Source organism: Kitasatospora sp. Ki12 (genome assembly GCF_054601375.1).
Genome location: NZ_BAAIHT010000001.1, coordinates 3,771,954 through 3,795,303, shown reverse-complemented (window position 1 = coordinate 3,795,303; position 23,350 = coordinate 3,771,954). Strand labels below are relative to the sequence as shown.

The 23,350-nt window shown below is 73.3% G+C and carries 19 protein-coding genes; 14 read left to right on the top strand and 5 right to left on the bottom strand.

Annotated elements, in window-relative coordinates; genetic code table 11:
* Nucleotides 1–66: 66 nt before the first annotated feature.
* Both sucB and ACYP53_RS16770 read left to right on the top strand, forming a co-directional pair.
* Nucleotides 67–1,812 (top strand): 2-oxoglutarate dehydrogenase, E2 component, dihydrolipoamide succinyltransferase, encoded by a 1,746-nt coding sequence (gene sucB, locus ACYP53_RS16775; RefSeq protein WP_459647855.1) that lies wholly within the window; start codon nucleotides 67–69, stop codon nucleotides 1,810–1,812.
* Between the two features lie 138 nt (nucleotides 1,813–1,950).
* Nucleotides 1,951–2,466 (top strand): DUF4240 domain-containing protein, encoded by a 516-nt coding sequence (locus ACYP53_RS16770; RefSeq protein ID WP_189915440.1) that lies wholly within the window; start codon nucleotides 1,951–1,953, stop codon nucleotides 2,464–2,466.
* Nucleotides 2,467–2,530: 64 nt separating this feature from the next.
* On the opposite strand, the gene ACYP53_RS16765 is transcribed toward ACYP53_RS16770, so the two are convergent.
* Complete coding sequence (locus ACYP53_RS16765; RefSeq protein ID WP_189915209.1) at nucleotides 2,531–3,649, bottom strand: DUF2510 domain-containing protein; 1,119 nt, start codon at nucleotides 3,647–3,649, stop codon at nucleotides 2,531–2,533.
* Between the two features lie 132 nt (nucleotides 3,650–3,781).
* The gene (locus ACYP53_RS16760; RefSeq protein ID WP_189915211.1) at nucleotides 3,782–4,279 is read right to left on the bottom strand and encodes a GNAT family N-acetyltransferase; all 498 of its coding nucleotides are present in this window, start codon (nucleotides 4,277–4,279) and stop codon (nucleotides 3,782–3,784) included.
* A gap of 64 nt (nucleotides 4,280–4,343) precedes the next feature.
* On the opposite strand from ACYP53_RS16760, the gene ACYP53_RS16755 reads away from it, so the two are divergent.
* From ACYP53_RS16755 to ACYP53_RS16745, 3 genes are all read left to right on the top strand, one after another.
* Entirely contained in the window at nucleotides 4,344–5,249 is a 906-nt protein-coding gene (locus tag ACYP53_RS16755; protein ID WP_189915213.1) for a TIGR01777 family oxidoreductase, read from the top strand.
* Between the two features lie 471 nt (nucleotides 5,250–5,720).
* On the top strand, nucleotides 5,721–7,052 hold the full coding sequence (locus ACYP53_RS16750) for an NAD(P)/FAD-dependent oxidoreductase (protein ID WP_229928484.1): 1,332 nt from the start codon (nucleotides 5,721–5,723) through the stop codon (nucleotides 7,050–7,052).
* Nucleotides 7,053–7,283: 231 nt separating this feature from the next.
* The gene (locus ACYP53_RS16745; protein ID WP_459647854.1) at nucleotides 7,284–8,513 is read left to right on the top strand and encodes a cation:proton antiporter; all 1,230 of its coding nucleotides are present in this window, start codon (nucleotides 7,284–7,286) and stop codon (nucleotides 8,511–8,513) included.
* A 67-nt stretch (nucleotides 8,514–8,580) separates the two neighbouring features.
* Here ACYP53_RS16745 and ACYP53_RS16740 read toward each other — a convergent pair whose 3' ends face one another.
* Nucleotides 8,581–10,470 carry a regulator gene (locus ACYP53_RS16740; protein ID WP_459647853.1) on the bottom strand — a complete coding sequence of 630 codons (1,890 nt, stop codon included), beginning with the start codon at nucleotides 10,468–10,470 and terminating at the stop codon, nucleotides 8,581–8,583.
* A 309-nt stretch (nucleotides 10,471–10,779) separates the two neighbouring features.
* Between ACYP53_RS16740 and ACYP53_RS16735 the strand changes: the two genes are divergently transcribed.
* The 7 genes from ACYP53_RS16735 to ACYP53_RS16705 all read left to right on the top strand — a co-directional run bounded on the left by ACYP53_RS16735 (nucleotide 10,780) and on the right by ACYP53_RS16705 (nucleotide 18,375).
* Nucleotides 10,780–11,541 (top strand): 3-hydroxybutyrate dehydrogenase, encoded by a 762-nt coding sequence (locus ACYP53_RS16735; protein ID WP_189915225.1) that lies wholly within the window; start codon nucleotides 10,780–10,782, stop codon nucleotides 11,539–11,541.
* 101 nt (nucleotides 11,542–11,642) lie between these two features.
* A complete protein-coding gene (locus tag ACYP53_RS16730; RefSeq protein ID WP_459647852.1) occupies nucleotides 11,643–13,031 on the top strand; it encodes an MFS transporter in 1,389 nt (462 codons plus the stop codon).
* Between the two features lie 55 nt (nucleotides 13,032–13,086).
* Nucleotides 13,087–15,006: a helix-turn-helix domain-containing protein gene (locus ACYP53_RS16725; protein WP_459647851.1), complete on the top strand. Its 1,920-nt coding sequence runs from the start codon at nucleotides 13,087–13,089 to the stop codon at nucleotides 15,004–15,006.
* Nucleotides 15,007–15,152: 146 nt separating this feature from the next.
* Nucleotides 15,153–15,950: a lipoyl(octanoyl) transferase LipB gene (lipB, locus tag ACYP53_RS16720; protein WP_189915231.1), complete on the top strand. Its 798-nt coding sequence runs from the start codon at nucleotides 15,153–15,155 to the stop codon at nucleotides 15,948–15,950.
* A gap of 189 nt (nucleotides 15,951–16,139) precedes the next feature.
* On the top strand, nucleotides 16,140–17,093 hold the full coding sequence (gene lipA / locus ACYP53_RS16715; RefSeq protein ID WP_189915233.1) for a lipoyl synthase: 954 nt from the start codon (nucleotides 16,140–16,142) through the stop codon (nucleotides 17,091–17,093).
* A gap of 159 nt (nucleotides 17,094–17,252) precedes the next feature.
* Nucleotides 17,253–17,507, top strand: coding sequence for a hypothetical protein (locus tag ACYP53_RS16710; protein WP_459647850.1), 255 nt, complete (start codon nucleotides 17,253–17,255; stop codon nucleotides 17,505–17,507).
* A 178-nt stretch (nucleotides 17,508–17,685) separates the two neighbouring features.
* Nucleotides 17,686–18,375, top strand: coding sequence for a DUF4191 domain-containing protein (locus ACYP53_RS16705; protein WP_189915237.1), 690 nt, complete (start codon nucleotides 17,686–17,688; stop codon nucleotides 18,373–18,375).
* A 114-nt stretch (nucleotides 18,376–18,489) separates the two neighbouring features.
* Here ACYP53_RS16705 and ACYP53_RS16700 read toward each other — a convergent pair whose 3' ends face one another.
* Nucleotides 18,490–18,957 (bottom strand): RDD family protein, encoded by a 468-nt coding sequence (locus ACYP53_RS16700; protein WP_189915238.1) that lies wholly within the window; start codon nucleotides 18,955–18,957, stop codon nucleotides 18,490–18,492.
* Nucleotides 18,958–19,244: 287 nt separating this feature from the next.
* On the opposite strand from ACYP53_RS16700, the gene glnA reads away from it, so the two are divergent.
* Complete coding sequence (gene glnA, locus ACYP53_RS16695) at nucleotides 19,245–20,657, top strand: type I glutamate--ammonia ligase (RefSeq protein WP_189915240.1); 1,413 nt, start codon at nucleotides 19,245–19,247, stop codon at nucleotides 20,655–20,657.
* Nucleotides 20,658–21,678: 1,021 nt separating this feature from the next.
* On the opposite strand, the gene ACYP53_RS16690 is transcribed toward glnA, so the two are convergent.
* Nucleotides 21,679–22,029 carry a helix-turn-helix domain-containing protein gene (locus ACYP53_RS16690; RefSeq protein ID WP_459647849.1) on the bottom strand — a complete coding sequence of 117 codons (351 nt, stop codon included), beginning with the start codon at nucleotides 22,027–22,029 and terminating at the stop codon, nucleotides 21,679–21,681.
* 857 nt (nucleotides 22,030–22,886) lie between these two features.
* Between ACYP53_RS16690 and ACYP53_RS16685 the strand changes: the two genes are divergently transcribed.
* Nucleotides 22,887–23,111: a hypothetical protein gene (locus tag ACYP53_RS16685; RefSeq protein ID WP_459647848.1), complete on the top strand. Its 225-nt coding sequence runs from the start codon at nucleotides 22,887–22,889 to the stop codon at nucleotides 23,109–23,111.
* Nucleotides 23,112–23,350 lie beyond the last annotated feature (239 nt).

The window sequence follows — 23,350 nt, the reverse complement described above, 5'->3', positions numbered from 1 at the left end:
CCCTTTTCCGGTACTTCCCGTACGCAAGTACTCCGTACGCAAGACTTGATAGGAGTCGCTGAAACCATGGCGGTCTCAGTAACACTGCCCGCGCTGGGCGAGAGCGTTTCCGAGGGCACCGTCACCCGTTGGCTGAAGGCCGAGGGTGAGCGTGTCGAGGTCGACGAGCCGCTGCTCGAGGTGTCGACCGACAAGGTCGACACCGAGATCCCGGCCCCGGCTTCCGGCATCCTCTCCTCGATCAAGGTCGGCGAGGACGAGACCGTCGAGGTCGGCGCCGAGCTGGCGATCATCGACGACGGCACCGGTGCCCCGGCCGCCGCCCCGGCCCCCGTCGCCGAGGCCGCGCCCGCCGCCGCCCCGGCTCCGGTCGCCGCTCCGGCTCCGGTCGCCGCTCCGGCCCCGGTTGCCGAGGCCCCCGCCGCCGCTCCGGCCGCTCCGGCCGCTCCGGCCGCTCCGGCCGGCGACGCCACCCCGGTGCTGCTGCCCGCCCTGGGCGAGTCCGTCACCGAGGGCACCGTCACCCGCTGGCTGAAGGCCGAGGGTGAGACGGTCGAGATCGACGAGCCGCTGCTCGAGGTCTCCACCGACAAGGTCGACACCGAGATCCCGTCGCCGGTCGCCGGCACCCTGGTGAAGATCCTGGTCGGCGAGGACGAGACCGCCGAGGTCGGCGCCCAGCTCGCGCTGATCGGTGCCGCGGGTGCGGTCGCCGCCGCTCCGGCTGCCGCTGCCCCGGCTCCGGTCGCCGCCCCGGCCCCCGTGGCCGCTCCGGCTCCGGCTCCGGCTCCGGTTGCCGCTGCCCCGGCCCCCGTGGCCGCCCCGGCTCCGGTCGCCGCTCCGGCTCCCGTTGCCCCGGCTGCTCCGGCTGCTCCGGCCGCCGACAGCGGTGACGCCTACGTCACCCCGCTGGTGCGCAAGCTCGCCGCCGAGCACGGTGTCGCGCTGTCCTCCGTCGCCGGTACCGGCGTCGGCGGTCGCATCCGCAAGCAGGACGTCATCGCCGCCGCGGAGGCCGCCAAGGCCGCTCCGGCCCCGGTCGCCGCTGCCGCCCCGGCCGCCGCGCCGAAGGCCGCCGCCGCGCCGTCCGCCCTGCGCGGCCAGACGGTCAAGATGACCCGCATGCGCAAGGTCATCGGCGACAACATGATGAAGGCCCTGCACGAGCAGGCCCAGCTGACCAGCGTGGTCGAGGTGGACGTCACCAAGATCATGTCGCTGCGCGGCAGGGCCAAGGACTCCTTCCTCGCCCGCGAGGGCGTGAAGCTGTCCCCGATGCCGTTCTTCGTCAAGGCCGCCGCCCAGGCGCTGAAGGCCCACGCGGTCGTCAACGCCCGGATCAACGACGCCGAGGGCACCATCACCTACTTCGACACCGAGAACATCGGTATCGCGGTGGACTCCGAGAAGGGTCTGATGACCCCGGTCATCAAGGGTGCGGGCGACCTCAACATCGCCGGCATCTCGAAGAAGACCGCGGAGCTGGCCGGCAAGGTCCGCGACAGCAAGATCACCCCGGACGAGCTGTCCGGCGCGACCTTCACCATCAGCAACACCGGCTCGCGCGGTGCGCTGTTCGACACCGTGATCGTGCCGCCGAACCAGGCCGCGATCCTGGGCATCGGCGCCACCGTCAAGCGCCCGGTGGTCATCGAGGCCGACGGCGGCACCGCCATCGGCATCCGTGACATGACCTACCTGTCGCTCTCCTACGACCACCGCCTGGTGGACGGCGCCGACGCCGCCCGCTACCTGGTCGCGGTCAAGGAGATCCTGGAGGCCGGCGAGTTCGAGGTCGAGCTCGGCCTCTGACCCCTCCACGGTCCCGCCGGAACCCCGCGTCGTCCCCGGACGGCGCGGGGTTCCGCCGTTCCCGGCCGAACACGGGCTCCGGGCCACGCCGGGTCGTGGCATGCGCGGACGCGGCCGAACGGGGATGCTTGAGCGGTGATGGACGAGACCGACTTCTGGCAGATCATCGACGACACCCGGGAGGCCGCCGACGGCGATCCCGACGAGCAGGCCGACCGGCTGGTGGAGCGGCTCGTCCAACTGACCCCGGACGACGTGATCGACTTCGCCCGGCTCTTCGAGGCCCGGTTCGGCCGCGCCTACCGCTACGACCTGTGGGGCGCCGCCTACCTGCTGCTGGACGGCGCCTCCGAGGACACCTTCGACTACTTCCGCTGCTGGCTGATCGGCCAGGGCCGGGAGGTCTTCGAGGGCGGGCTGACCGAGCCGGACGACCTGGCGGACCTGCTGCCCGAGTTCGACGAGGAGGAGGACGGCGAGGCCGAGGACCTCGGCTACGCCGCCGACGAGGCGTACGAGCAGCTGACCGGGCTGCCGCTGCCCGAGGTGGGCGGCCGACAGGCCGGACGGCCGTCCGGGGCGGCGCTGGACTTCGACGACCCGGACGTCATGGCGAAGCGCTTCCCCAAGCTGTGGGAGCGGTACGGGGACTGAGGCCGCCGCTCTGCCCCGCCCCCTGCCGCCCGGTCGCCCGTCGTGGGCTTCCGGGCGGCCGGCCTCAGGCGGAGCTGCCGGAGGAGCTGTCCTGCTTGACGCCCTTGAGGATCTGGTCCAGCACCGAGACGTCGGGCGCGGACGGGTCGTCGTCCACGCCGCCCTCGAAGACCACGTAGCCGCCGCCCTTGGCCGGGACGGCGGCCAGCACCACGTAGCCCTGGGTGCCGTCCGAGGTGCGGACGTGCCAGCGCGTGGCGTAGCCGAGCACGCCGGCGACGCTGACGTAGCCGGAGCCGGAGTCGGTGTGCGAGGTGATCCCGGTGAAGATCTGCCCGGCGTAGGTGGCCATGGTGGTGTCGGCGGCCGCCTTGGGGGTGGTGCCCTGGACGGTGTCCTTCTCGACCGAGAACTGGCCGCGGATGCAGGAGTTGCCGTCCGCGCAGGTGTAGCGGCCGCTGCCGAGGAAGACCGTCGAGTGCGCGCCGTCCGTCGCCGCGTCCCAGCCCTCGAAGACCGGGACGGTGATCGCGTGCTGCGGGTCGGGGACGGTGGTCTTGAGGACCGGGGCGGGCTTGGGCGCCGGCACCGTGGGGCTGGTGGTGGGCCGGGTCGGGGTCGGGCTGGGGCTCGGGGAGGGGCCGTCGCCGCGGGTGACGGTGACCGTGGGGTTCGGGGTCGGGTCCGCCTTCGGGTCACCGCCGCCGGTGAGCATGATGCCGGCGATGATCCCGCCCACGGTGAGCAGGGCGACCGAGATTCCGATGATCACACCGGTGTTGTTCTTGGCGGGGGCCGGTGGCGGGTAGCCCGGCCCCGGGTAGCCGTAGCCGGCGCCCTGGCCCGCCGGGTAGCCGGCCTGGCCCGGGTACCCGGCCTGGCCGGGGTAGCCCTCCTGGCCGGGGTAGCCGTACGCCGGGGCCTGGGCCTGAGGGGGCTGGGCGCCGTCCTGGCCCGGGTAGCCGTAGGCCGGGGGCTGGGCGCCGCCCGGGTACCCGTAGCCGGGCTTCTGCTCGGAGGACTGCCACGTCTGCGTCGGGGCGTCGGGGAGCCCGCCCGCGACGCCGCCCTGGAGCGGTCGGACCTCGCTGGTCCAGGCGTTGCCGTCCCACCAGCGCTCGTGACCGGGGGTGCCGTCCGCACCCGGGACCGGGTACCACCCGGGAGGCGTCGAGTTGCTCACGGCCGTACCGTACCCGGCGCGGCGGCGGTCCAGACAGGGCGGGTGTGTCACGACTCTGCACCGCCTCCGCACCGCTCCCGCGCCGCTTCCGCACACCGTCCGGGGGCCCGGCGGAGGGTCGGGGAACCGGCCTCAGTCGACCAGTCGGCGGGCCATCAGGACGTCGTCCGCGTAGCGGCCGTCGATCAGGAACTCCTCGGCCAGCGTGCCCTCGACGACGAAGCCGCAGCTCTCGTAGAGGCGGCGGGCCGGGGCGTTCCAGCCGAGCACCCGCAGGGTCATCCTCCGGGCGCCCCCGGCGCGGGCCGCCGCGCAGGCCGCCTCGACCAGGCGCCGGCCGATCCCCCGGCCGCGGACGGTGCCGTCGACGGCCAGGCCCTGGATCTGACGGACGTGCCGGTTGCAGGCCAGCGGGGTGGGCGGGATCTGGCGGACGTAGCCGACGATCCGGCCGTCCAGGACGGCCAGCAGGAACTGCTCGGGGGCGTGGCGCTCGTCGAAGACCCCGTCCTCGGCGGGCGGCCGCGGCGAGACGTCGGACAGGGTGGACCAGCTGGCGCGGTTGAGGACGGCGAGCTCGCGGTCGTCCTCGGCCCGCGCCGGACGGATGATCAGATCGTCAGCGGGCATGCGCGCCATGCTAGTGAGACGGATGAGCACGTGACAGACGTGTGTGGACTGCGAGGATGGACCCATGCGCATCGCAGTCACGGGTTCCACGGGTTTGATCGGTTCGGCGCTCGTCCGCTCCCTGCTGGCGGACGAGCATGAGGTGGTCCGGTTGGTCCGGCACCGGTCCAGGACGGGCCCGCAGCCGGACGGCTCCACGGCCATCGGCTGGAACCCGCTGCTCGGCGAGATCGACCGGGACGGGCTGGCCGGGGTCCAGGCGGTGGTGCACCTGGCCGGCGCCGGGGTCGGCGACCACCGCTGGACGGACGCCTACAAGCGGGAGATCCGGGAGAGCCGGGTCCTGGGCACCGAGACGCTGGCCGTCGCGCTGGCCGAGCTGAAGGAGCCGCCGCAGGTCCTGGTGAGCGCCTCCGCGGTCGGCTGGTACGGCCAGACCGGCGACCGGGTGATCGACGAGGACTCCCCCGCCGGCGACGACTTCCTGGCCGAGGTCTGCGTGGAGTGGGAGGCCGCCGCCCGGCCCGCCGAACGGGCCGGGATCCGGGTCGTCCACCCCCGCACCGGGATGGTGCTCTCCTCGGCCGGCGGGGCCGGCGGGCGGCTGTTCCCGCTGTTCCGGCTCGGCCTGGGCGGCCGGCTCGGCAGCGGGCGGCAGTACTGGAGCTTCATCTCGCTGCACGACCAGGTGGCCGCGCTGCGCTTCCTGCTCGACCACGACGACCTCTCCGGCGCCTTCAACCTGACGTCGCCGCGCCCGGCGACCAACGCCGAGCTGACCACCGCGCTCGGCCGGGCGCTGCGGCGGCCGACGCTGTTCCCGGTGCCGGAGGCGGTGCTGAAGGTGGTGCTGGGCGAGCTGGCGGTCGAGGTGGTCGGCAGCCACCGGGTGGTGCCCCGGCGGTTGTCGGACGCGGGCTTCCGCTTCACCCACCCGGACGTGTACTCGGCGGTGCTCGCGGCGCTGTGAGGCGGCGTCGCTCTCGGCGTCGCTCTCGGCGGTGCTCGCGGTGCTGTGAGGCGGCGGCGCTCGCGGCAGTGCTCGCGGTGCCGTGGGACGGCGGTGCTCGCGGCGGTGCCGTGACGTACGCGCGCCGGGTGTCGTGCGTACCTCCGGCTACGGCATCCGCCCTGGCCAAGGGCATATGCCGGGCGGGGGCCGGACGGGGCTCCGGCAGGGGGCGCACGGGAGCACACGGCGGGCGCGTCGCACGCCCCCGGTGACCGTGCGCGCCCGCCGACCCCCGAACCCGGCCACCAGGGCGCACTGTCCGTGACCGCGCCCCTGCCCGGTGCCGCACAACCACGACCGGCCTTCGAATCCGGCTCGATGCGCTTGTCTGATGCTCACACTGACTGGGCATCACCCTCCTCGGACCGTGTCCCGGCACCCCGCTGCCTGCGTCGGCCGGAGCCCCGGGACCAGGGAGGGAGCACGCCCGTGCCCACGTACGACTTCACCCGCCGTGCCCGCCGGCCGTCCGACCCGGACGTCATCGTGGTCGGCGCCGGACTCGCGGGCCTGATCGCGGCCCGCGCGCTCACCGGCCACGGCCTCGCCGTTCAGGTCCTGGAGAGCGGCGACCGGATCGGCGGCCGCATGACCACCCGCGAGCTGGACGGATTCCGGCTCGACGACGGCGGCCACCTGCTGAACACCGCCTTCCCCGAGCTGCGCCGCGCGCTCGACCTCGACCGCCTCGACCTGCGCCCGCTCGCGCCCGGCGTGCTCGTGCACAGCGGCGGCCGCCGGTACCGCGCCGGGGACCCGCAGCTCACCGCCGCCCGGCAGGCCGCCACCCGCGCCCCGCTGGGCAGCCCACTGGACAAGGCCCGGCTGGCCAGCTGGCTCGGCCGGCTCGCCGCCACCCCGGTCGGGCGGCTCCAGGCCCGGCCGGAGACCACCGCCGCCCGCGCGCTGACCGGCCACGGCCTCGCCCCGCGCACGGTCGACGGCTTCCTGCGCCCGCTGCTCAGCGCCCTGCTCGGCGATCCGGCGCTCGGCACCAGCAGCCGGGTCGCCGACCTGGTGCTGCGCTCGTACGCCCGCGGACGGCTCTGTCTGCCCGCCGGCGGGATCGCGGCGGTGCCGGCCCAGCTGGCCGCCGCCCTGCCCGTCGGCACCGTCCGCACCGGGGTGCAGGTCACCTCGGTCGCGGCGGACGGCGTGGAGACCCGCGAGCACGGGCGGATAGGCGCCCAGGCCGTCGTCGTCGCCACCGACGCCCGCTCCGCCGCCGAGCTGCTGCCCGGACTGCGGCTGCCGGACTTCCACCCCGTCACGACCTTCTACCACGCGGCCGACCGGGCCCCGGTGGGCGAGGCCGTCCTGCTGCTCGACGGCGACCGGCCGAACGGGCACCCGCCGCTGGTCTCGCACTCGCTGGTGCTCAGCGAGCTGCACCCGTCCTACGCCCCGGCCGGCCAGGCACTGGTCGCCACCACCGTGCTCGGGCGGCGCGCCTTCGACCCGGGCGGCCCGGCCGGGCTGGAACCCGCCGTCCGGGCCCGGCTCACCGAGCTCTACGGCACCTCGACGACGGACTGGCAGTTCCTCAGCGTGCGGCACGTCCCGGACGCGCTGCCCGCCATGCCGCCGCCGCACAACACCCGGCGCCCGGTGCGCCTGCTGGCCGGGCTGTACGTCGCCGGGGACCACCGGGACACCAGCACCGCGCAGGGCGCACTGGTCTCCGGGCGGCGGGCGGCCCGGGCGGTGCTGCGCGACCTCGGGGTGCCCGCCGGCGCCCGGGAGGCGGAGGCGGCGGCCTGAGCACCGCGCCGTCGGCGGCGGCGCACCGGGCGGCGCGGCTCGGTGCTGTTCGGTGCGGTTCGGCGTTCCTCCGCGGTGTCCGGACACGCCAGCGGTCTGCCGGGGTGACAGACCGACGGCGTGCCAGGATGCCGCTGTGACCGACCTGACCGATCTGCCGGGTATGACCGATCCGAGTGGTACGACCGATCCGCGCGGTGCGGCCGATCCGACCGTCCGGCCGGCGGAGCGGTGAGCACCGTCGCCGCGCAACCGCTGAACCTGCTCCTGATCCCCGCCGCGGCCGTGGCCGCGCCGCTGGTCGCCGACCGGTTGCTGCGGTGGATCGCCGTACCGACCGTCGTGGTCGAGATCGTGCTCGGAGTGCTGATCGGCCCGGACGTCCTGGGCTGGGCGAACGTCGACGAACTGGTCGACGCGCTCTCCCAGTTCGGCCTGGCCATGCTGATGTTCCTGGCCGGGTACGAGATCGACTTCGGCAAGCTGCGCGGCGGCCCGCTGAAACGGGCGGGCGCCGCGTGGCTGTTCTCGCTGGTCGTCGCCCTCGGTGTGGGCGCGCTGGTCAACCCCGATCCGCTGGACGGCGCCTTCGCCGGGCTGGTGCTCACCACCACCGCCCTCGGCACGATCCTGCCGATCCTGCGCGACTCCGGGGAACTGCCGACCCCGTTCGGCTCGCTGGTGATGGCCACCGGGGCGGTCGGCGAGTTCGCGCCGATCATCGCGATCGCCGTGCTGCTCAGCGGCAACTCCCCCGCCCGGACGGCGGTCATCCTCGGCGCCTTCGCGGTGATCACCGCCGTCGCCGTGCTCGGCGCCCGCCGCCCCCGCCCGGCCTGGAGCACCCGGCTCATCGAGCGGACCCTGCGCACCTCCGGGCAGTTCGCGATCCGCGCGGTGATCCTGGTGCTGGCCGCCATGGTCGCCGCCGCCCTCTGGCTCGACCTCGACATGCTGCTCGGCGCCTTCACCGCCGGGATCGTCTCCCGGCTGCTGCTCTCCGACATCCGGCGGGCCGAGGAGGAGGTGATCGAGGCCAAGCTGGAGGCCATCGGCTTCGGCTTCCTGGTGCCGGTCTTCTTCGTGGTCAGCGGGATGAACTTCGACCTGGACGCGCTGCTGGACGACCCGGGCACGCTGCTGCTCGTCCCGGTGTTCCTGCTGCTGTTCCTGGTGGTGCGCGGACTGCCGGCCGGACTGCTCGCCCCGGCCGGGCTCGGCCGGCGCGACCGCGCGGCGCTCACCCTGTACGGGGCGACGGCGCTGCCGCTGGTCGTGGTGATCACCACGATCGAGGTGGACGCCGGGCACCTGCCCTCCTCGACGGCGGCGGCGCTGGTCGGCGCCGGGATGCTGTCGGTGCTGGTGTTCCCGCTGGCCGCGCAACGGGTGCGCGGCGGTGCGCGGCCGGAGGCGGGGGACGGGCAGGAGCGGCCGAGGGTCCGGGCCGAGAGCTGGTAGGGCCCTGGCGGGACGCGCGGCCGCCGGGGAGCCGGCCGGACCCGGACTCCCCCGTGCGCCGGGCCGGTCAGATCACCCCCGCCTGCCGGGCCGTCTCCTCGAAGGCGCGGGCCACCGGGCTGCCGCGGTAGGGGGTGAGGCGGCGGTGGAAGTCCCGGACGTACTCCAGCGAGCGCGCCGAGCGCATCTCGCCCGCCGCCCGCAGCGCGTCGGTGGCCATGGTGCAGGCCTCGTCGAGGTCCCCCATGCCGAGCCGGGCGGTGGCCAGCACCAGCCGGCAGAAGATCCGGCTGCGGGCGTAGGCGGGCGAGCGCAGCCGCAGCGACTTCTCGGCGTGTTGGGCGGCGGTGCGCCACTGCTGCAGGTCGCGGTAGCAGTGGGCGAACTCGTCGGAGAGCTGCGCCTCGTCGAAGTACCGTGCCCAGGCCGGCAGTTCGTCGCCCGTCCGGGAGGCCGCCAGGGCCCGCTCGGCGCGCACCAGGGCGGTGGTGCAGGAGCGGACGTCGCCCAGCAGGCCGTGCCCGCGGGCCTCGGCGGCGTGCATCAGCGACTGGACCACCGGCGGGACCGCGGTGCCCACGCCCTGCTGGGCGACCCGGGCGAGCTGGACCGCCTCCCGGCCGTGGCCGAGGTGGACGGCCTGCTGGCTCATCGTCACCAGGACGTAGCCGCCGAGCGCGCGGTCCCCGGCGGCCTGGGACAGCCGCAGCGCCTGGACGAAGTAGCGCTGGGCGAGGCCGTGCGCGGCGATGTCGAAGGACGTCCAGCCGGCCAGCCTGGTCAGGTCGGCGACGGCGCCGAACAGGGCCCGGCCGATCTGCTCGCCGTAGCGGCCGCGCAGCATCGGCTCGGCCTCGCTCTCCAGGTAGCGGACCAGCGCCTGGCGGGCGTGGCCGCCGCCGTAGGCGTGGTCGAGCGCCCGGAAGAGGTCGCCGACGGCGCGGATGGCCGCGATGTCGCCGCGGCCGACCCGCAGCGCGGGACGGGACTCGCGGGCCGGGTCGGAGTACGGCGGCTCGACCGCGACCGGCGGGCGGCGGCTCTGGGTGGGCACCCGGCCGATGGTGGGAGCGGTGCCGGTCGTCCCGGCCGTGCTCCGCGCGGTGGGCGCGCCGGGGCCGCCGTGCAGGCCGGGGGCGCCGCCGACCGGTCCGCGCGCCGGGCTCGTGGCGGACGCGCCGGGCGCGCCCTGCCCGGGCGCGCCGGTGGCGGCGGCCGTACCGGGCGGCGGCGGGCCGGTGGCGGTGTCCGGACGGGCCAGGGTGGAGCCGTCCCGGGCGACCCGCTCGTCGGTGCGGCCGATCAGCCAGTCCCGGCTGGGGACGACCAGGCCGGCCGGGGTGAAGGCGATCCGGCGCAGCTCGGACTGCGGGCCGTTGTCCTTGCGCCACATGCTCGCCACGATGTCCACCGCTTCCTGCGGGGTCTCGGCGAACTCCAGGCCGGCGTAGACCGGGGCGCAGGCGTCCAGGCCGAGGTCCTGGGCGGTGAGGCGGCGGCCGAGGCGCCGGGTGAAGACCTCGGCGATCAGGGCCGGGGTGGCGCCGCGGGGCTGCTGGCCGCGCAGCCAGCGGGTGACCGAGGTCTTGTCGTAGCGCAGGTCGAGGCCGTGCTCCAGGCCGAGCTGGTCGACCCGGCGGGCCAGCCCCGCGTGCGAGAAGCCGGCCTCCTCGATCAGTGCGGCGAGCTGGCCGTTCTGCGGGGCCGGGCCGGAGTGGCCGCCGCTGCGCCCGGGCGCGGGGGCGCCGGGGGTCTCGTGCCGGTCGGGTGTGGCCTGCGCGGGCAGCCGCAGTGCGTCGGCGGTCGGATCGTCGGCGGTCAGCGTGTCGCCGGTCAGGGCGTCGGGAGCCAGGGCGTCGGGGGCGTCCGGAAGGGTCCGGCCGACCGGACCTCGGTGTTGGCCGAGCGGGTCGAGCGGTCCGTACGCCGGGCTGTCGGTTGCAGGCCGTTGGGGCATGTCTGTCAACACCTCTCGGACGTCGCACCGGGCTCTACCAGCACTTCGGCGGCCTGGGGCGGCGCCCCCTGTCGGGAATCGGCGTGAATGTAGCGAGCATTCGGGCGCTATGGGTGGATCTGACCGAGCAATCCTCCGAACGGGTGAAGCAACCGCGCCCATTGTGGGGAAGCGCGGTCACCATGGGTTTGGCCTTCCGCGGTCGAACCGTCGATCGAGGGTCGTAGTGGTTGCCGCCACAGCCCGGCGGGATGCTGTGGTGGCCCACCACATGGGAGCCGGACCGCCGGATTCCTACCGTTCTCGGCCATGGACACCACTACAGCCCGCCCGCTCGACGGCCGCACGGCTCTGGTCACCGGAGCCGCCTCGGGCATCGGCCGGGCCTGTGCCGAGGCCCTCGCCGGGGCCGGCGCCCGGGTCTACGTCGTCGACCTCGCGGCCGGTCCGGCCGAGGAGCTCGCCGAGCGGATCGGCGGGCGCGCGCTGGTCACCGACCTCGCCGACCCCGAGGCCGTGGACGCCCTGCCGGACGACGCCGACATCGTGGTCAACAACGCCGGGCTCCAGCACGTCGCGCCGGTCCACGAGTTCCCGCCGGACCGCTTCACGCTCATCCAGCGCGTCATGGTCGAGGCCCCGTTCCGCATCCTGCGCCGGACCCTGCCGCACATGTACGAGCGGGAGTGGGGACGGATCGTCAACGTCTCCTCCGTCCACGGCCTGCGGGCCAGCGCCTTCAAGTCCGCGTACGTCACCGCGAAGCACGCCCTGGAGGGCCTGAGCAAGACGGTCGCCCTGGAGGGCGCGCCGTACGGCGTCACCAGCAACTGCATCAACCCCGGCTACGTCCGCACCCCCCTGGTGGAGAAGCAGATCGCCGCCCAGGCGCTCGCCCACGGCATCCGCGAGGACGAGGTGGTCGAGCGGATCATGCTCGACCGCACCGCCGTGAAGCGCCTCATCGAACCCGACGAGATCGCCCAGCTCGCCCTCTGGCTCTGCTCCCCCACCGCCTCGTACATCACCGGCGCCAGCCTCCCGGTCGACGGCGGCTGGACGGCGCACTGACCCGCTCCTCCCGCGCGGGCCTCCGCCGCGCGGATCCCCGCCTCGTGGACCCCCGCCTCGTGGCGGCATCGACTCCCCCTCGGCCCTGGAAGTGGTGGCACATGGACTCCCCCGACTCCCCCGCAAGCGGTACGGCGACGCGCAGTTCACTCCCGAGAGTGGTGGCTGCCAGCCTGATCGGCACGACCATCGAGTGGTACGACTACTTCTTGTACGGAACGTCCGCGGCGCTGGTGTTCGGGAAGCTGTTCTTCCCGCACAGCGACCCGCTGACCGGGACACTGCTGTCCTTCCTCACCTACGCGATCGGGTTCGCGGCGCGGCCGCTCGGGGCCCTGGTGTTCGGGCACTTCGGGGACCGGGTGGGGCGGAAGAAGCTGCTGGTGGTCAGCCTGCTGCTGATGGGCGGGTCGACCACGGCGATCGGCCTGCTGCCGACCTACGACTCGATCGGGGTCGCGGCGCCGGTGCTGCTGACGGCGCTGCGGCTGGTGCAGGGCTTCGCGCTCGGCGGCGAGTGGGGCGGGGCCGTCCTGCTGGTGTCGGAGCACGGGGACCAGCGGCGCCGGGGCTTCTGGGCGTCCTGGCCGCAGGGCGGGGCGCCGGCCGGGAACCTGCTGGCGGCGGGGGCGCTGTCGCTGCTGACCACGGTGCAGTCGGACGCGGAGTTCCTGTCCTGGGGCTGGCGGGTGCCGTTCCTGCTGTCGGCGCTGCTGGTCGCGGTCGGGATGTGGATCCGGCTCGCGGTGGACGAGTCGCCGCTGTTCAAGGCCGCGCTGGCGGCGCAGCAGGCCCGGGAGACCGTCGAACAGCCGCCGCTGGTCAGCGTGTTGAAGCACCACTGGCGGGAGGTGCTGGTCGCCATGGGCGCCCGGATGGCGGAGAACATCTCGTACTACGTCATGACGACGTTCGTGCTGACCTACGCCGTCACCCACGCGCACTTCGGCAAGCAGAGCGCGCTCAACGCCGTACTGATCGGCTCCGCCGTGCAGTTCGCGCTGATCCCGCTGTTCGGCGCGCTGTCCGACCGGGTCGGGCGCAGGCCGGTGTACCTGGTGGGCGCGGTCGGGGTCGGGGTCTGGGCGTTCGTGTTCTTCGGGATGGTGGACACCCGGTCGTTCGGCTCGCTGGTCCTCGCCGTGACCGTCGGACTGGTCTTCCACAGCGCGATGTACGCGCCCCAGGCGGCCTTCTTCTCCGAGCTGTTCGCGACCCGGATGCGCTACTCGGGCGCCTCGATCGGGGCCCAGTTCTCCTCGGTCGCGGCCGGCGCCCCGGCGCCGCTGATCGCCACCGCGCTGCTCAAGGACTACGGCAGCGCGACGCCGATCTCGGTGTACGTCGCCACCGCGGCCGTGATCACCGTCTTCGCGGTGCTCTGCGGGCGGGAGACCAGGGGCCAGGACCTCGCGGACGTCGCCGACGTCGCCGACACGGAGGCGCCGGAGGCGGATACCACCCCGGTCGCGAAGCCCGCCACCGCCTGACGACCCAGCCGTTACTATCGCGCTTCCGCCCCACTGCCGATTGGCGGCACGCACCATGAACCACCCTCACGAAAGCGCCGCTCCCGCGCTGCGGCGGCTGCTCGACCTGCTCGTCTCGGGCGCCGCCACCGAGGACTTCGCCGACGTACTGGCCGACGCCCGCCGCCACGGGGCGTCGGCCACCGTCCTCACCGAGATCGACGACGCCACCTGGCAGGCCCTGCGGGTCCACCGCACCCTGCGTCAACACCGCCGCCGTGAGGCCGAGTTGACCGCACTGTTCGACACCGCCGGGGACCTCGCCGCCTCCCGCGAACTGGACACCGTGCTCCAGGCGATCGTCCGCCGGGCCCGGATGCTGCTCGGCACCGACACCGCCTACCTGACCCTGCCGGACGAAGCCGCCGGCGACACCTACATGCGGGTCACCGACGGCTCGGTCTCCGTCCTGTTCCAGACCCTGCGGCTCAGCCTCGGCGACGGACTGGGCGGCCTGGTCGCCCAGACCGCCCGCCCGTACGCGACCCCCGACTACCGCACCGACGAACGCTTCCACCACACCGGCACGATCGACGCGGGCGTGCTCGACGAAGGCCTGGTGGCGATCATCGGGGTGCCGCTGCTGCTCGGCGGACAGGTCATCGGGGTGCTGTTCGCCGCCGACCGCTCACCCCGCGCCTTCTCCCCCGACGAGGTCGCGCTGCTCTGCACGCTGGCCGCGCACGCCGCGATCGCCCTGGACACCGCCAAGTCGCTCGCCGACACCCGGGCCGCGCTCGCCGAACTCAACGCCGCCAACGAGCTGGTGCGGGCCCACTCCGCCGCCGTCCAGCGCGCCGAGCAGGCACACGACCGGCTCACCGACCTGGTGCTGCGCGGCGCCGAGGTACCGGACGTCGCCGCGGCCGTCGCGGCGCTGCTGGACGGGGACATAGCGGTCCTCGACGCCGAGGGCGAGCCGCTGGCCGGACGGTCCGCCCCCGCCGCCGAGCTGGCCGGGGCCGTCACCGCCTCCCGCACCGAGGGCCGGTCGGTGCGCCACGGCGAGCTGTGGGTCTGCGCGGTGCTGGCCGGGCACGACACCCTGGGCACCCTGGTGCTGCGCGGACGGCCCGACCTCGACGACGCCGACCGGCGGCTGTTCGAGCGGGCCGGCGTGGTGACCGCGCTGCTCCTGCTGCTGCGCCGCTCGGTCGCCGAGACCGAGAACCGGGTCCGCGGCGAGCTGCTCACCGACCTGCTCAGCGCGCCCGACCGCGACCCGGCCGGGCTCACCGCGCGCGGCCGCCGGCTCGGCGTCGACCTCGCCCGGCCGCACCTGGTCCTGGTCGCGGAGCCCGCCGAGCCGGACGGGCCGGCCGGACCCGACCGGGGACGGCTGGCCGGCGCCGCCCGCCGGTACCTGTTCGGCTCCCGGGGCGTCAGCGCCGAACACGGCGAGGCGGTGGTGCTGCTGGTGCCCGCCGAGGCGGCCGCGGCCGAGGACCCCGAGGAGACCGCCCGGCAGGCCGCCGAGCGGCTGGCCCGGCTGGCCGGGTTCCCGGTCACCGTCGGCGCCGGCCGCCCGTCCGCCGGCCCGGCCGCGCTGGCCACCTCGTACGCCGAGGGCCTGCGCTGCGTCCGGGCCCTGCGGGTGCTCGGCCGCGCCGGGGAGGGCGCCTCGGCCCGCTCGCTCGGCTTCCTCGGGGTGCTGCTCGGCGACGGCCACGACGTGGACGGCTTCGTCGGCGCCGCCCTCGGCCCGCTGCTCGCCTACGACGCCCGGCGCGGCACCGAACTGGTCCGCACCCTGCGCGCCTACTTCGACTGCGGCGGCAGCCTCACCCGGGCCAAGGACGAACTGCACGTCCACGTGAACACGGTGGTGCAGCGGCTGGACCGGGTCGAGGCGCTGCTCGGACGGGACTGGAACCACCCCGAGCGGTCGCTGGAGCTCCAGCTCGCGCTGCGCCTCCAGCTGCTCGCGGGCGGCTGAGGGACTCCACCGGGCCGGGGCGTACAGTGGCGAGGTTGGTCTCGAACACCTGGCAAGGAGCGGCAAGCGGTGAACGAGCGGAGCGAGCGGACGATCAAGGGCAGCGCGTCTCGCGACGTGACTGCCGAGCGGAGCGGGGCGGGCGCATGAGCGAGAACGTGCGTTTTGTTCACCTGGGCATAGGTGAGCGCACCGTGCCCTACCAGGAGGCGTGGCAGGAGCAGCAGCGGCTGCACGCGCTGCGGGTCGCGGACGAGATCCCCGACACCGTCCTGCTCCTGGAGCACCAGTCCGTGTACACCATGGGCAAGCGCACCAACCCCGCCGACCTGCCGCTGGACGGCACCCCGGTGGTCGAGGTCAACCGGGGCGGCGAGATCACCTGGCACGGCCCCGGCCAGCTGGTCGGCTACCCGATCGTCAAGCTGCCGGACCCGATCGACGTCATCGCCTACGTCCGCCGGCTGGAGGAGGCGCTGATCCGCACCGCCGGCCACTTCGGCATCGACACCGCCCGGGTCGAGGGCCGCAGCGGGGTCTGGGTGCTGGGCGAGTCCATCCCGGACGCCGTGGTCGACCCGGCCCAGGTGGTGGACATCGGCAAGCTGACCCTGCGGATGGGCCTGCCGCTGGGTATCGACCCGCGGCTGGCCGGCCCCGAGTACGCGCCCTCCAACGCCGGGCAGCGCGGCGACGACCGCAAGCTCGCCGCGATCGGCGTGCGGGTCGCCCGCGGGGTGACGATGCACGGCTTCGCACTCAACTGCGACCCGGACATGACCTGGTTCGACAAGATCGTGCCGTGCGGGATCCGGGACGCCGGTGTGGCCTCGCTCACCGGCGAGCTGAAGCGCGGGCTGCCGGTCGCCGAGGCGGCGCCGGTGGTCGAGCGGCACCTGGCGGAGCTCTTCGCCGAGCTGCCCGAACCGGCGCTCAGCCGCTGATCCGGGCAGCTGGTCCGGGGGCCTCCGGCCGCCGGGCCGGCCTGTACTCCGCCGCAGTGCCCCCGAACCACTGGGAATCTACTGACCGGTAGCCGTGTTGCCCTGCGATTGCAGGGCGGTAGGCCCGGCGAAGCCCGTACAACCACAGGCGTACCCTGGGGGTACCCCGTCTAGTTCTAGGAGTCGCACGTGTCCGCTGTCGCGCCCGACGGCAGGAAGCTGCTCCGCCTGGAGGTCCGCAACAGCGAGACCCCCATCGAGCGGAAGCCCGAGTGGATCAAGACCCGCGCGAAGATGGGCCCGGAGTACAACGCCCTCCAGTCGCTGGTGAAGAAGGAGGGGCTGCACACGGTCTGCCAGGAGGCCGGCTGCCCCAACATCTTCGAGTGCTGGGAGGACCGCGAGGCGACCTTCCTCATCGGCGGTGACCAGTGCACCCGCCGCTGCGACTTCTGCCAGATCGACACCGGCAAGCCCGCCGAGTTCGACCGCGACGAGCCCCGCCGGGTCGCCGAGTCCATCGTCACCATGGACCTCAACTACGCCACCATCACCGGCGTCGCCCGCGACGACCTGGAGGACGGCGGCGCCTGGCTGTACGCCGAGACCGTGCGCCAGGTGCACGCGATGACCGCCGACCGCGCCACCGGCCGTACCGGCGTCGAGCTGCTCATCCCCGACTTCAACGCGGTGCCGGAGCAGCTGGCCGAGGTCTTCTCCTCCCGCCCCGAGGTGCTCGCGCACAACGTCGAGACGGTGCCGCGCATCTTCAAGCGGATCCGCCCGGCGTTCCGCTACGAGCGCTCGCTGGACGTCATCACCCAGGCCCGCGCGGCCGGGCTGGTCACCAAGTCCAACCTGATCCTGGGCATGGGCGAGACCCGCGAGGAGGTCAGCCAGGCGCTCGCCGACCTGGTCGGCGCCGGCTGCGAGCTCATCACCATCACCCAGTACCTGCGCCCCTCGCTGCGCCACCACCCGGTGGAGCGCTGGGTGAAGCCGCACGAGTTCGTCGAGCTCCAGCAGGAGGCCGAGGAGCTGGGCTTCGCCGGCGTCATGTCGGGCCCGCTGGTGCGCTCCTCGTACCGGGCCGGCCGGCTGTACCGGCAGGCGCTGGAGCGGCGCGAGCAGGCGTCGGTCTGACGGTCGCGACCGGGGCGGCCCGTGCAGCCGGGTCGGACGGATCGAGCGGGTCGGACGGCCCGGATTGAGCCATTGGAAGGGCGGAGCCGCGGCTCCGCCCTTCTGGTTTCACCACGCTTTGACTGCCTGGTCACGGGCTGGTAACACGGGGTGGGGACGATGGACGCCCAGTGGGTGTTCGATTCTTCTCAGCCACGAGAGGAGCTGTTCGGCATGGGGATGCGGATCCGGTCGGTGGGGGCGGCGCTGCGGTTCGCCGAGAGCGTCCTGCTCGCGCCCGGCCAGCAGCACGCGCGCCGCAACGCCTGGGCGGCGGTCTGCGAGGACCGCCGGTACGCGGCGGACCGCCGGCACGACGCGGTGGCGACGGCCGAGACGACGGGGACGGCGGGGGGCCGGGCCCTCCACCGGTGAAGGCGGCACCGGCCGACTCGCGCCGGTGCGGCGGCAGCGACCGCGGCACCACCCTCCGTACCGGGGCGGGTCCACGACGTCGCTGTGCGCGACAGCGTACGGGCACACGGGTCACGGTTCGGGCGAACGGGTACCCGGGCTTGGATATCCCGCACCGGTGCCACGTACCATGAGCGTTATGGCGAGGGAAACATCCGAGAACCCCGGACGGCTGAAGCAGATCCGTCTGGCGTACACCATGACCAAGAAGGTCGACACCAAGATCGGCCTGATCATCGCCGGCGTCGGCCTGCTGACCTTCGGCGTGTTCCTCGCCATCGGCTTCGCGATCGACCACCCTGTCTACCTGGGCATCCTGGGCTTCATCGTGGCCGTGCTGGCCATGGCGATCGTCTTCGGGCGCCGGGCCGAGCGCGCCGCGTTCGGACAGATGGAGGGGCAGCCGGGCGCTGTGGCCGCGGTGCTGAACAACATCCGGCGCGGCTGGAGCTCTAACACCACCCCGGTCGCGGTCACCCGCAACCAGGACGCGGTCTACCGCGCGGTGGGCCGGGCCGGCATCGCACTGATCGGCGAAGGCAACCCGAACCGGGTGCGCCAGCTGCTGGCCTCCGAGAAGAAGAAGATGGCCCGGGTCGTCGGCGACGTGCCGGTGCACGACATCGTGGTGGGCACCGGCGAGGGCGAGGTCCCGCTGAAGAAGCTGCAGATCCACCTGATGCGCCTGCCCCGTGCCATCACCGCCGCCCAGGTCACCGAGACCAACGACCGCCTGCGCGCGCTGGGCGACCTGCTCTCCAAGGCGCCGATCCCCAAGGGCCCGATGCCCAAGGGCGCCCGGATGCCCAAGGGCGGCCAGGTTCGCTGACCCTCCCCCGTCCACACAGAACGGCCCCGCCGCGGAAACTCCGCAGCGGGGCCGTTCCGACGTTCAGCCGGCGGTTCCGGGGGCCCGGACTCAGATCAGTGGCCCGGCCGACTTTCAGATCCGGACCTCGACGGTGCCGACCGCCTTGTCGTGCAGGCCGCGGGTGTCGCGGTCCCAGACCAGCGGGGGCACCACCAGGCAGAGCAGCAGGGTGCGCAGCAGGACCTGCGGGATGGTCGCGCGGCCGCCGTCCAGGCGGATCACCCGGAGGCCGAACAGCCGCTTGCCGACCGTGGTGCCGGTCGTGGAGAGCAGCAGGGCCGCGACGAGGAAGAACAGCGGGCTGGTCCACAGGTTGGCCTCGGCCTGGTCACCGCGGGCGATCAGCCCGTACGAGACCAGCGCGACGAGCCAGCCGTCGACGAACAGGGCGCCGATCCGGCGGCCGGGGCCGGCCATCGAGCCGGGGCCCTCCTTGGGCAGTCCGAGGCGCTCGCCGCGGTAGCCGAAGTCGGCGCCCATCTTCTCGGCGGCCGCCCTGGGGCCGTCGATCCACGATCCCAACGCTTCTCTGGTGTCCACGAATCCACACTAACCGGGCTGACGGCGCACACCGTCACCGGCACCCCTCCGGGCGGGGCGTCGTCCCCGACCGGGTGAATCCGGGGCGCGGGGCGTTCCCCGGGCCCCGCCAAGTGGTCCAGACCACTTGGCGGAGGCGCCCCAGGTGGGCGGGGTGATTTGCCCCGTCCCGTACGTCTTTGCCGCCCGGACGGAGGGGGTGGTTAACATCTAGGAAACGAGAGGGTCACCGACCGGAAACGACCCGTTCCTAGGGTGAGCCCCATTCGCAACACCGAGGAGGATGGATGTTCAACAACGCCGCCGAAGTGAAGCAGTTCATCCAGGACAACGACGTCAAATTCGTCGACGTCCGTTTCTGTGACCTGCCGGGCGTCCTGCAACACTTCTCCGTACCTGCGGCGACCTTCGATCCGTCCGAGATCCTGATGTTCGACGGCTCGTCGATCCGCGGTTTCCAGGCCATCCACGAGTCCGACATGGCGCTCGTCCCGGACCTCGCCACGGCCCGGCTCGACCCCTTCCGGGCCGAGAAGCACCTCAACATCAACTTCTTCATCCAGGACCCGGTCACCGGCGAGGCCTACAGCCGCGACCCGCGCAACGTCGCCAAGAAGGCCGAGGCCTACCTCGCCTCCTCCGGCATCGCCGACACCGCGTTCTTCGGGCCCGAGGCCGAGTTCTACGTCTTCGACTCGGTCCGCTTCGACACCAGCGCCAACGCGTCCTTCTACCACATCGACTCGGAGGCCGGCGCCTGGAACAGCGGCGCCGCCGAGGGCGACGCGCGCGGCTACAAGGTCAAGTACAAGGGCGGCTACTTCCCCGTCCCGCCGGTCGACCACTTCGCCGACCTGCGCGCCGAGATGTCGCTCGAACTCGCCAAGGCCGGGCTGGAGGTCGAGCGCCAGCACCACGAGGTCGGCACGGCCGGCCAGGCGGAGATCAACTACCGGTTCAACACCCTGCTGCACGCCGCCGACGACCTGATGCTGTTCAAGTACATCATCAAGAACGTCGCCTGGCGCAACGGCAAGACCGCCACCTTCATGCCGAAGCCGATCTTCGGCGACAACGGCTCGGGCATGCACGTCCACCAGTCGCTGTGGACCGACGGCTCGCCGCTCTTCTACGACGAGCAGGGCTACGCCGGACTCTCCGACACCGCCCGCTACTACATCGGCGGCCTGCTGCGGCACGCCCCCTCGCTGCTGGCCTTCACCAACCCCTCGGTGAACTCCTACCACCGCCTGGTGCCGGGCTTCGAGGCGCCGGTCAACCTGGTCTACTCGCAGCGCAACCGCTCGGCCGCGATCCGCATCCCGATCACCGGCTCCAACGCCAAGGCCAAGCGCATCGAGTTCCGCGCACCGGACCCGTCCTCCAACCCGTACCTGGCCTTCTCCGCCATGCTGATGGCCGGCCTCGACGGCATCCGCAACAAGATCGAGCCGCTGCAGCCGGTCGACAAGGACCTCTACGAACTGGCCCCCGAGGAGCACGCCAACGTCCCGCAGGTGCCCTCCTCCCTCCCGGCCGTCCTGGAGGCCCTGGAGGCCGACCACGAGTACCTGCTCGCGGGCAACGTGTTCACCCCGGACCTGATCGAGACCTGGATCGACTTCAAGCGCACCAACGAGATCGCCCCGATCGCCCTCCGGCCCCACCCGCACGAGTTCGAGCTCTACTACGACCTGTAGCAGCGCCTCCGACCTGCGGGAACGCAGGTTGATCTCTCACCGTTTCCGCAGGTCAGCGAGGCGCTGACCTGCGGAAACGTGCAGAGAGGGGTCGGCTGCAGTACCTCTGGGGCTCTCCATGTGAAATGAGTGTGAAATGAGCAGGGGCAGATCGAACTCACGATGATGACTCCTTGCCCTTGCCAGCACTGGGCAGTACGCCATCTCGCTACTCTCAGTAGCCATCACTCGGGGATCCCGACTCAACGGGTTCGATCTCTTACCGGCACTGCGCCACCTCAGGCGAAGTGTCACTCGTGCTCGCCAAGCAGCGGAGTCTGCCGTCATCGGGCCGCGCCGGCATGAGGGACGTGTAGTAGAGCGCTTCCCGGCAGGTGGTCTGGGCCAGGCACAGGGCGGACAGCACGGGCGCGGGGCCGCGACTGGACGAGCAGTTCGGTGACGACCCCACTGGACGCGAGGGTCGTCGCCGCAGGATCGGGACTCGCGCGCAGCACTTGGGCCGCCCGGGCACGCGGACGCCTGACCTGACAGCCCGCGTGCGGGGGCGCAGTCCCGCCGTAGCGGGCCGAGCGCTCTGGCGGAGCACCCGCACGCCCCGGCGCACCGCCGGCAGGCGGGCGCGGCCAGGTCAAGAGCGAGGTGGGACGGCGCAGTTGCGCGCTTGGCGCGCGGCTTGTGCGGTCCGGCCCACAAGGAGCACGGACCTTAACAGGGTTGTTCGGCGTCCACGGATACGGCGCTCATGGCGCGGGCGGTCGCGGAGCGAGGGCGGGCACGCCCGCTGTGGGGGGCGTAAGCACGGTCCGGCCAAGGAGAAGCATGCCTGGCCCGTGGCGCCGCCGCGGGGCACGCGTCATGACCGGGCAGAACGGTTGCAGACACCCCGGGCGTGAACTCCGGGGATGGCTGCGGGCGGCCTTTCCGGGCGTCCCCGCACTGGTCCCCGCCAGTGCGGCAGACCAGCGATCGGGGCGGCGGGCGGTGAGCGCCTGGCACTCACCGCAGGGCGGCAGGTGGGTCAGGTGTCGGCGGCGGGTTTCTGGCCGTGCTGGGAGCGGCGGAGTTGTTCGTTGATGCGCAGGGCTTCTTCGAGTTGGTCTTCGAGGATGACGATGCGACAGGCGGCCTCGATGGCGGTGCCTTGGTCGACGAGGTCTCGGGCGCGCATCGCGATGCGCAGCTGGTAGCGGGAGTAGCGGCGGTGGCCGCCCTCGGAGCGCAGTGGGGTGATGAGGCCCTGCTCGCCCAGGGCGCGCAGGAAGCCGGGGGTGGTGCCGGTCATCTCGGCGGCGCGCCCCATGGTGTAGGCGGGGTAGTCGTCGTCGTCGAGGCTGTCTGGGGTGTGGGGCCTGTCGGTCGTCGTAGTCACTGCACCTCTCTTGGTTCCTGGGGAACGCGTCGAGGGGCCCCGGCGCCATTGCGGCTCCGGGGCCCCGAAGGGGAACAACACCATCTACCGGCCTGGGCCGGGTTCCTTGTTCCGCAACTCCCCGGGGGTGGGGGTGTGCGGGGATCGCGTATGCGTGACCGGAAACCACCGTCCTCGTGCTCAAAAGGGGGTCTGCGGTGTCCGCCCGGGTGAATACCTCACGGGCCGGGCGATCCTGATGGCGCTCTGTCCCTCCGTTCATCCTCTGTACTGACTGACATTGCGAACTGCTCGGTACTGCTGAACTTCAACTGCCTGGTCCGACAGCCAGCCCCGTCGCCCGTCCTGCTCACCTGCTCGGCTTGGAACCCCACTGCCGGACTCCCAGCACGCGCGCCCGCAGCCTGGCGCCTTCACTGGGATACCGCGTACCGCGACTGCTGGTACCGCTCAACTCAACTTCACTTGCTGGTACTGCACCTGCATCTACCGCGGTACCGCTCGTTGGCGGGCCCCTGATCACTGCGGGCCGCCCGGCCCGGCCGCCGGTCCTGTCGCCTTAACTGCACCATCCTGGCTTCAGGACCCTGCCACCGTGCCGACCTGCGAACTTCCGTACTACTGCCCGCCAGTTCGTGTCTGGCGGGTACCGCTTAACCGCGTCTACGAGAGAAACACTAGCCATGACACCGGGCAATGTCTACTCCAGCGAGCACAGATTTTCCCGTGTCCGCCGGGGAGGTATTCTCCGTCCCGCGCGGGGACCGGACGGACCGGACCCGCAGTCGCAGCCGCATGACGGAGGAAGCCGCGTTCAGCGGCTCGGGACCACGAACGGAACGAACGGGAGGCGAACGATGGAAGGGCGGCAGACCGCGCCACACGGGCGCACTCCCGACCCGCATACCAAGGCGTCGCTGGTGGCCGCCATCGGCGAAGCCGTCCGCGACCGGGACGAACGGGTCCTGCGCCGGCTGCTGGCCCGCTTCGCCGAACAGGCCGCCATCACCGACCTGCCCGCCCTGCGCGACGCCATCGACACCGCCCGGTGCCACGGCGACCGTCCGTCGGCACCCCAGTAGCCGGCCCGGTACCGCGGCGCCCCGGATCAAGACCAGCGGGCCAGGACGGCTCGAGCCGGGTGGACGCCGTCATCACCGCGATCGTGGCGGCGGTACGCGCCGGCGACGACGACCGCATCCGGGAGCTTCTGCCGGACCTGGCGGAGTGCGCGGACGCCACGGCGCTGTACGCACTGCGCGACGCGTTGGCCAGCGACCTGCCTACTGCAGCGCGACCAGGTCCGCCAGCCCGGTCCGGC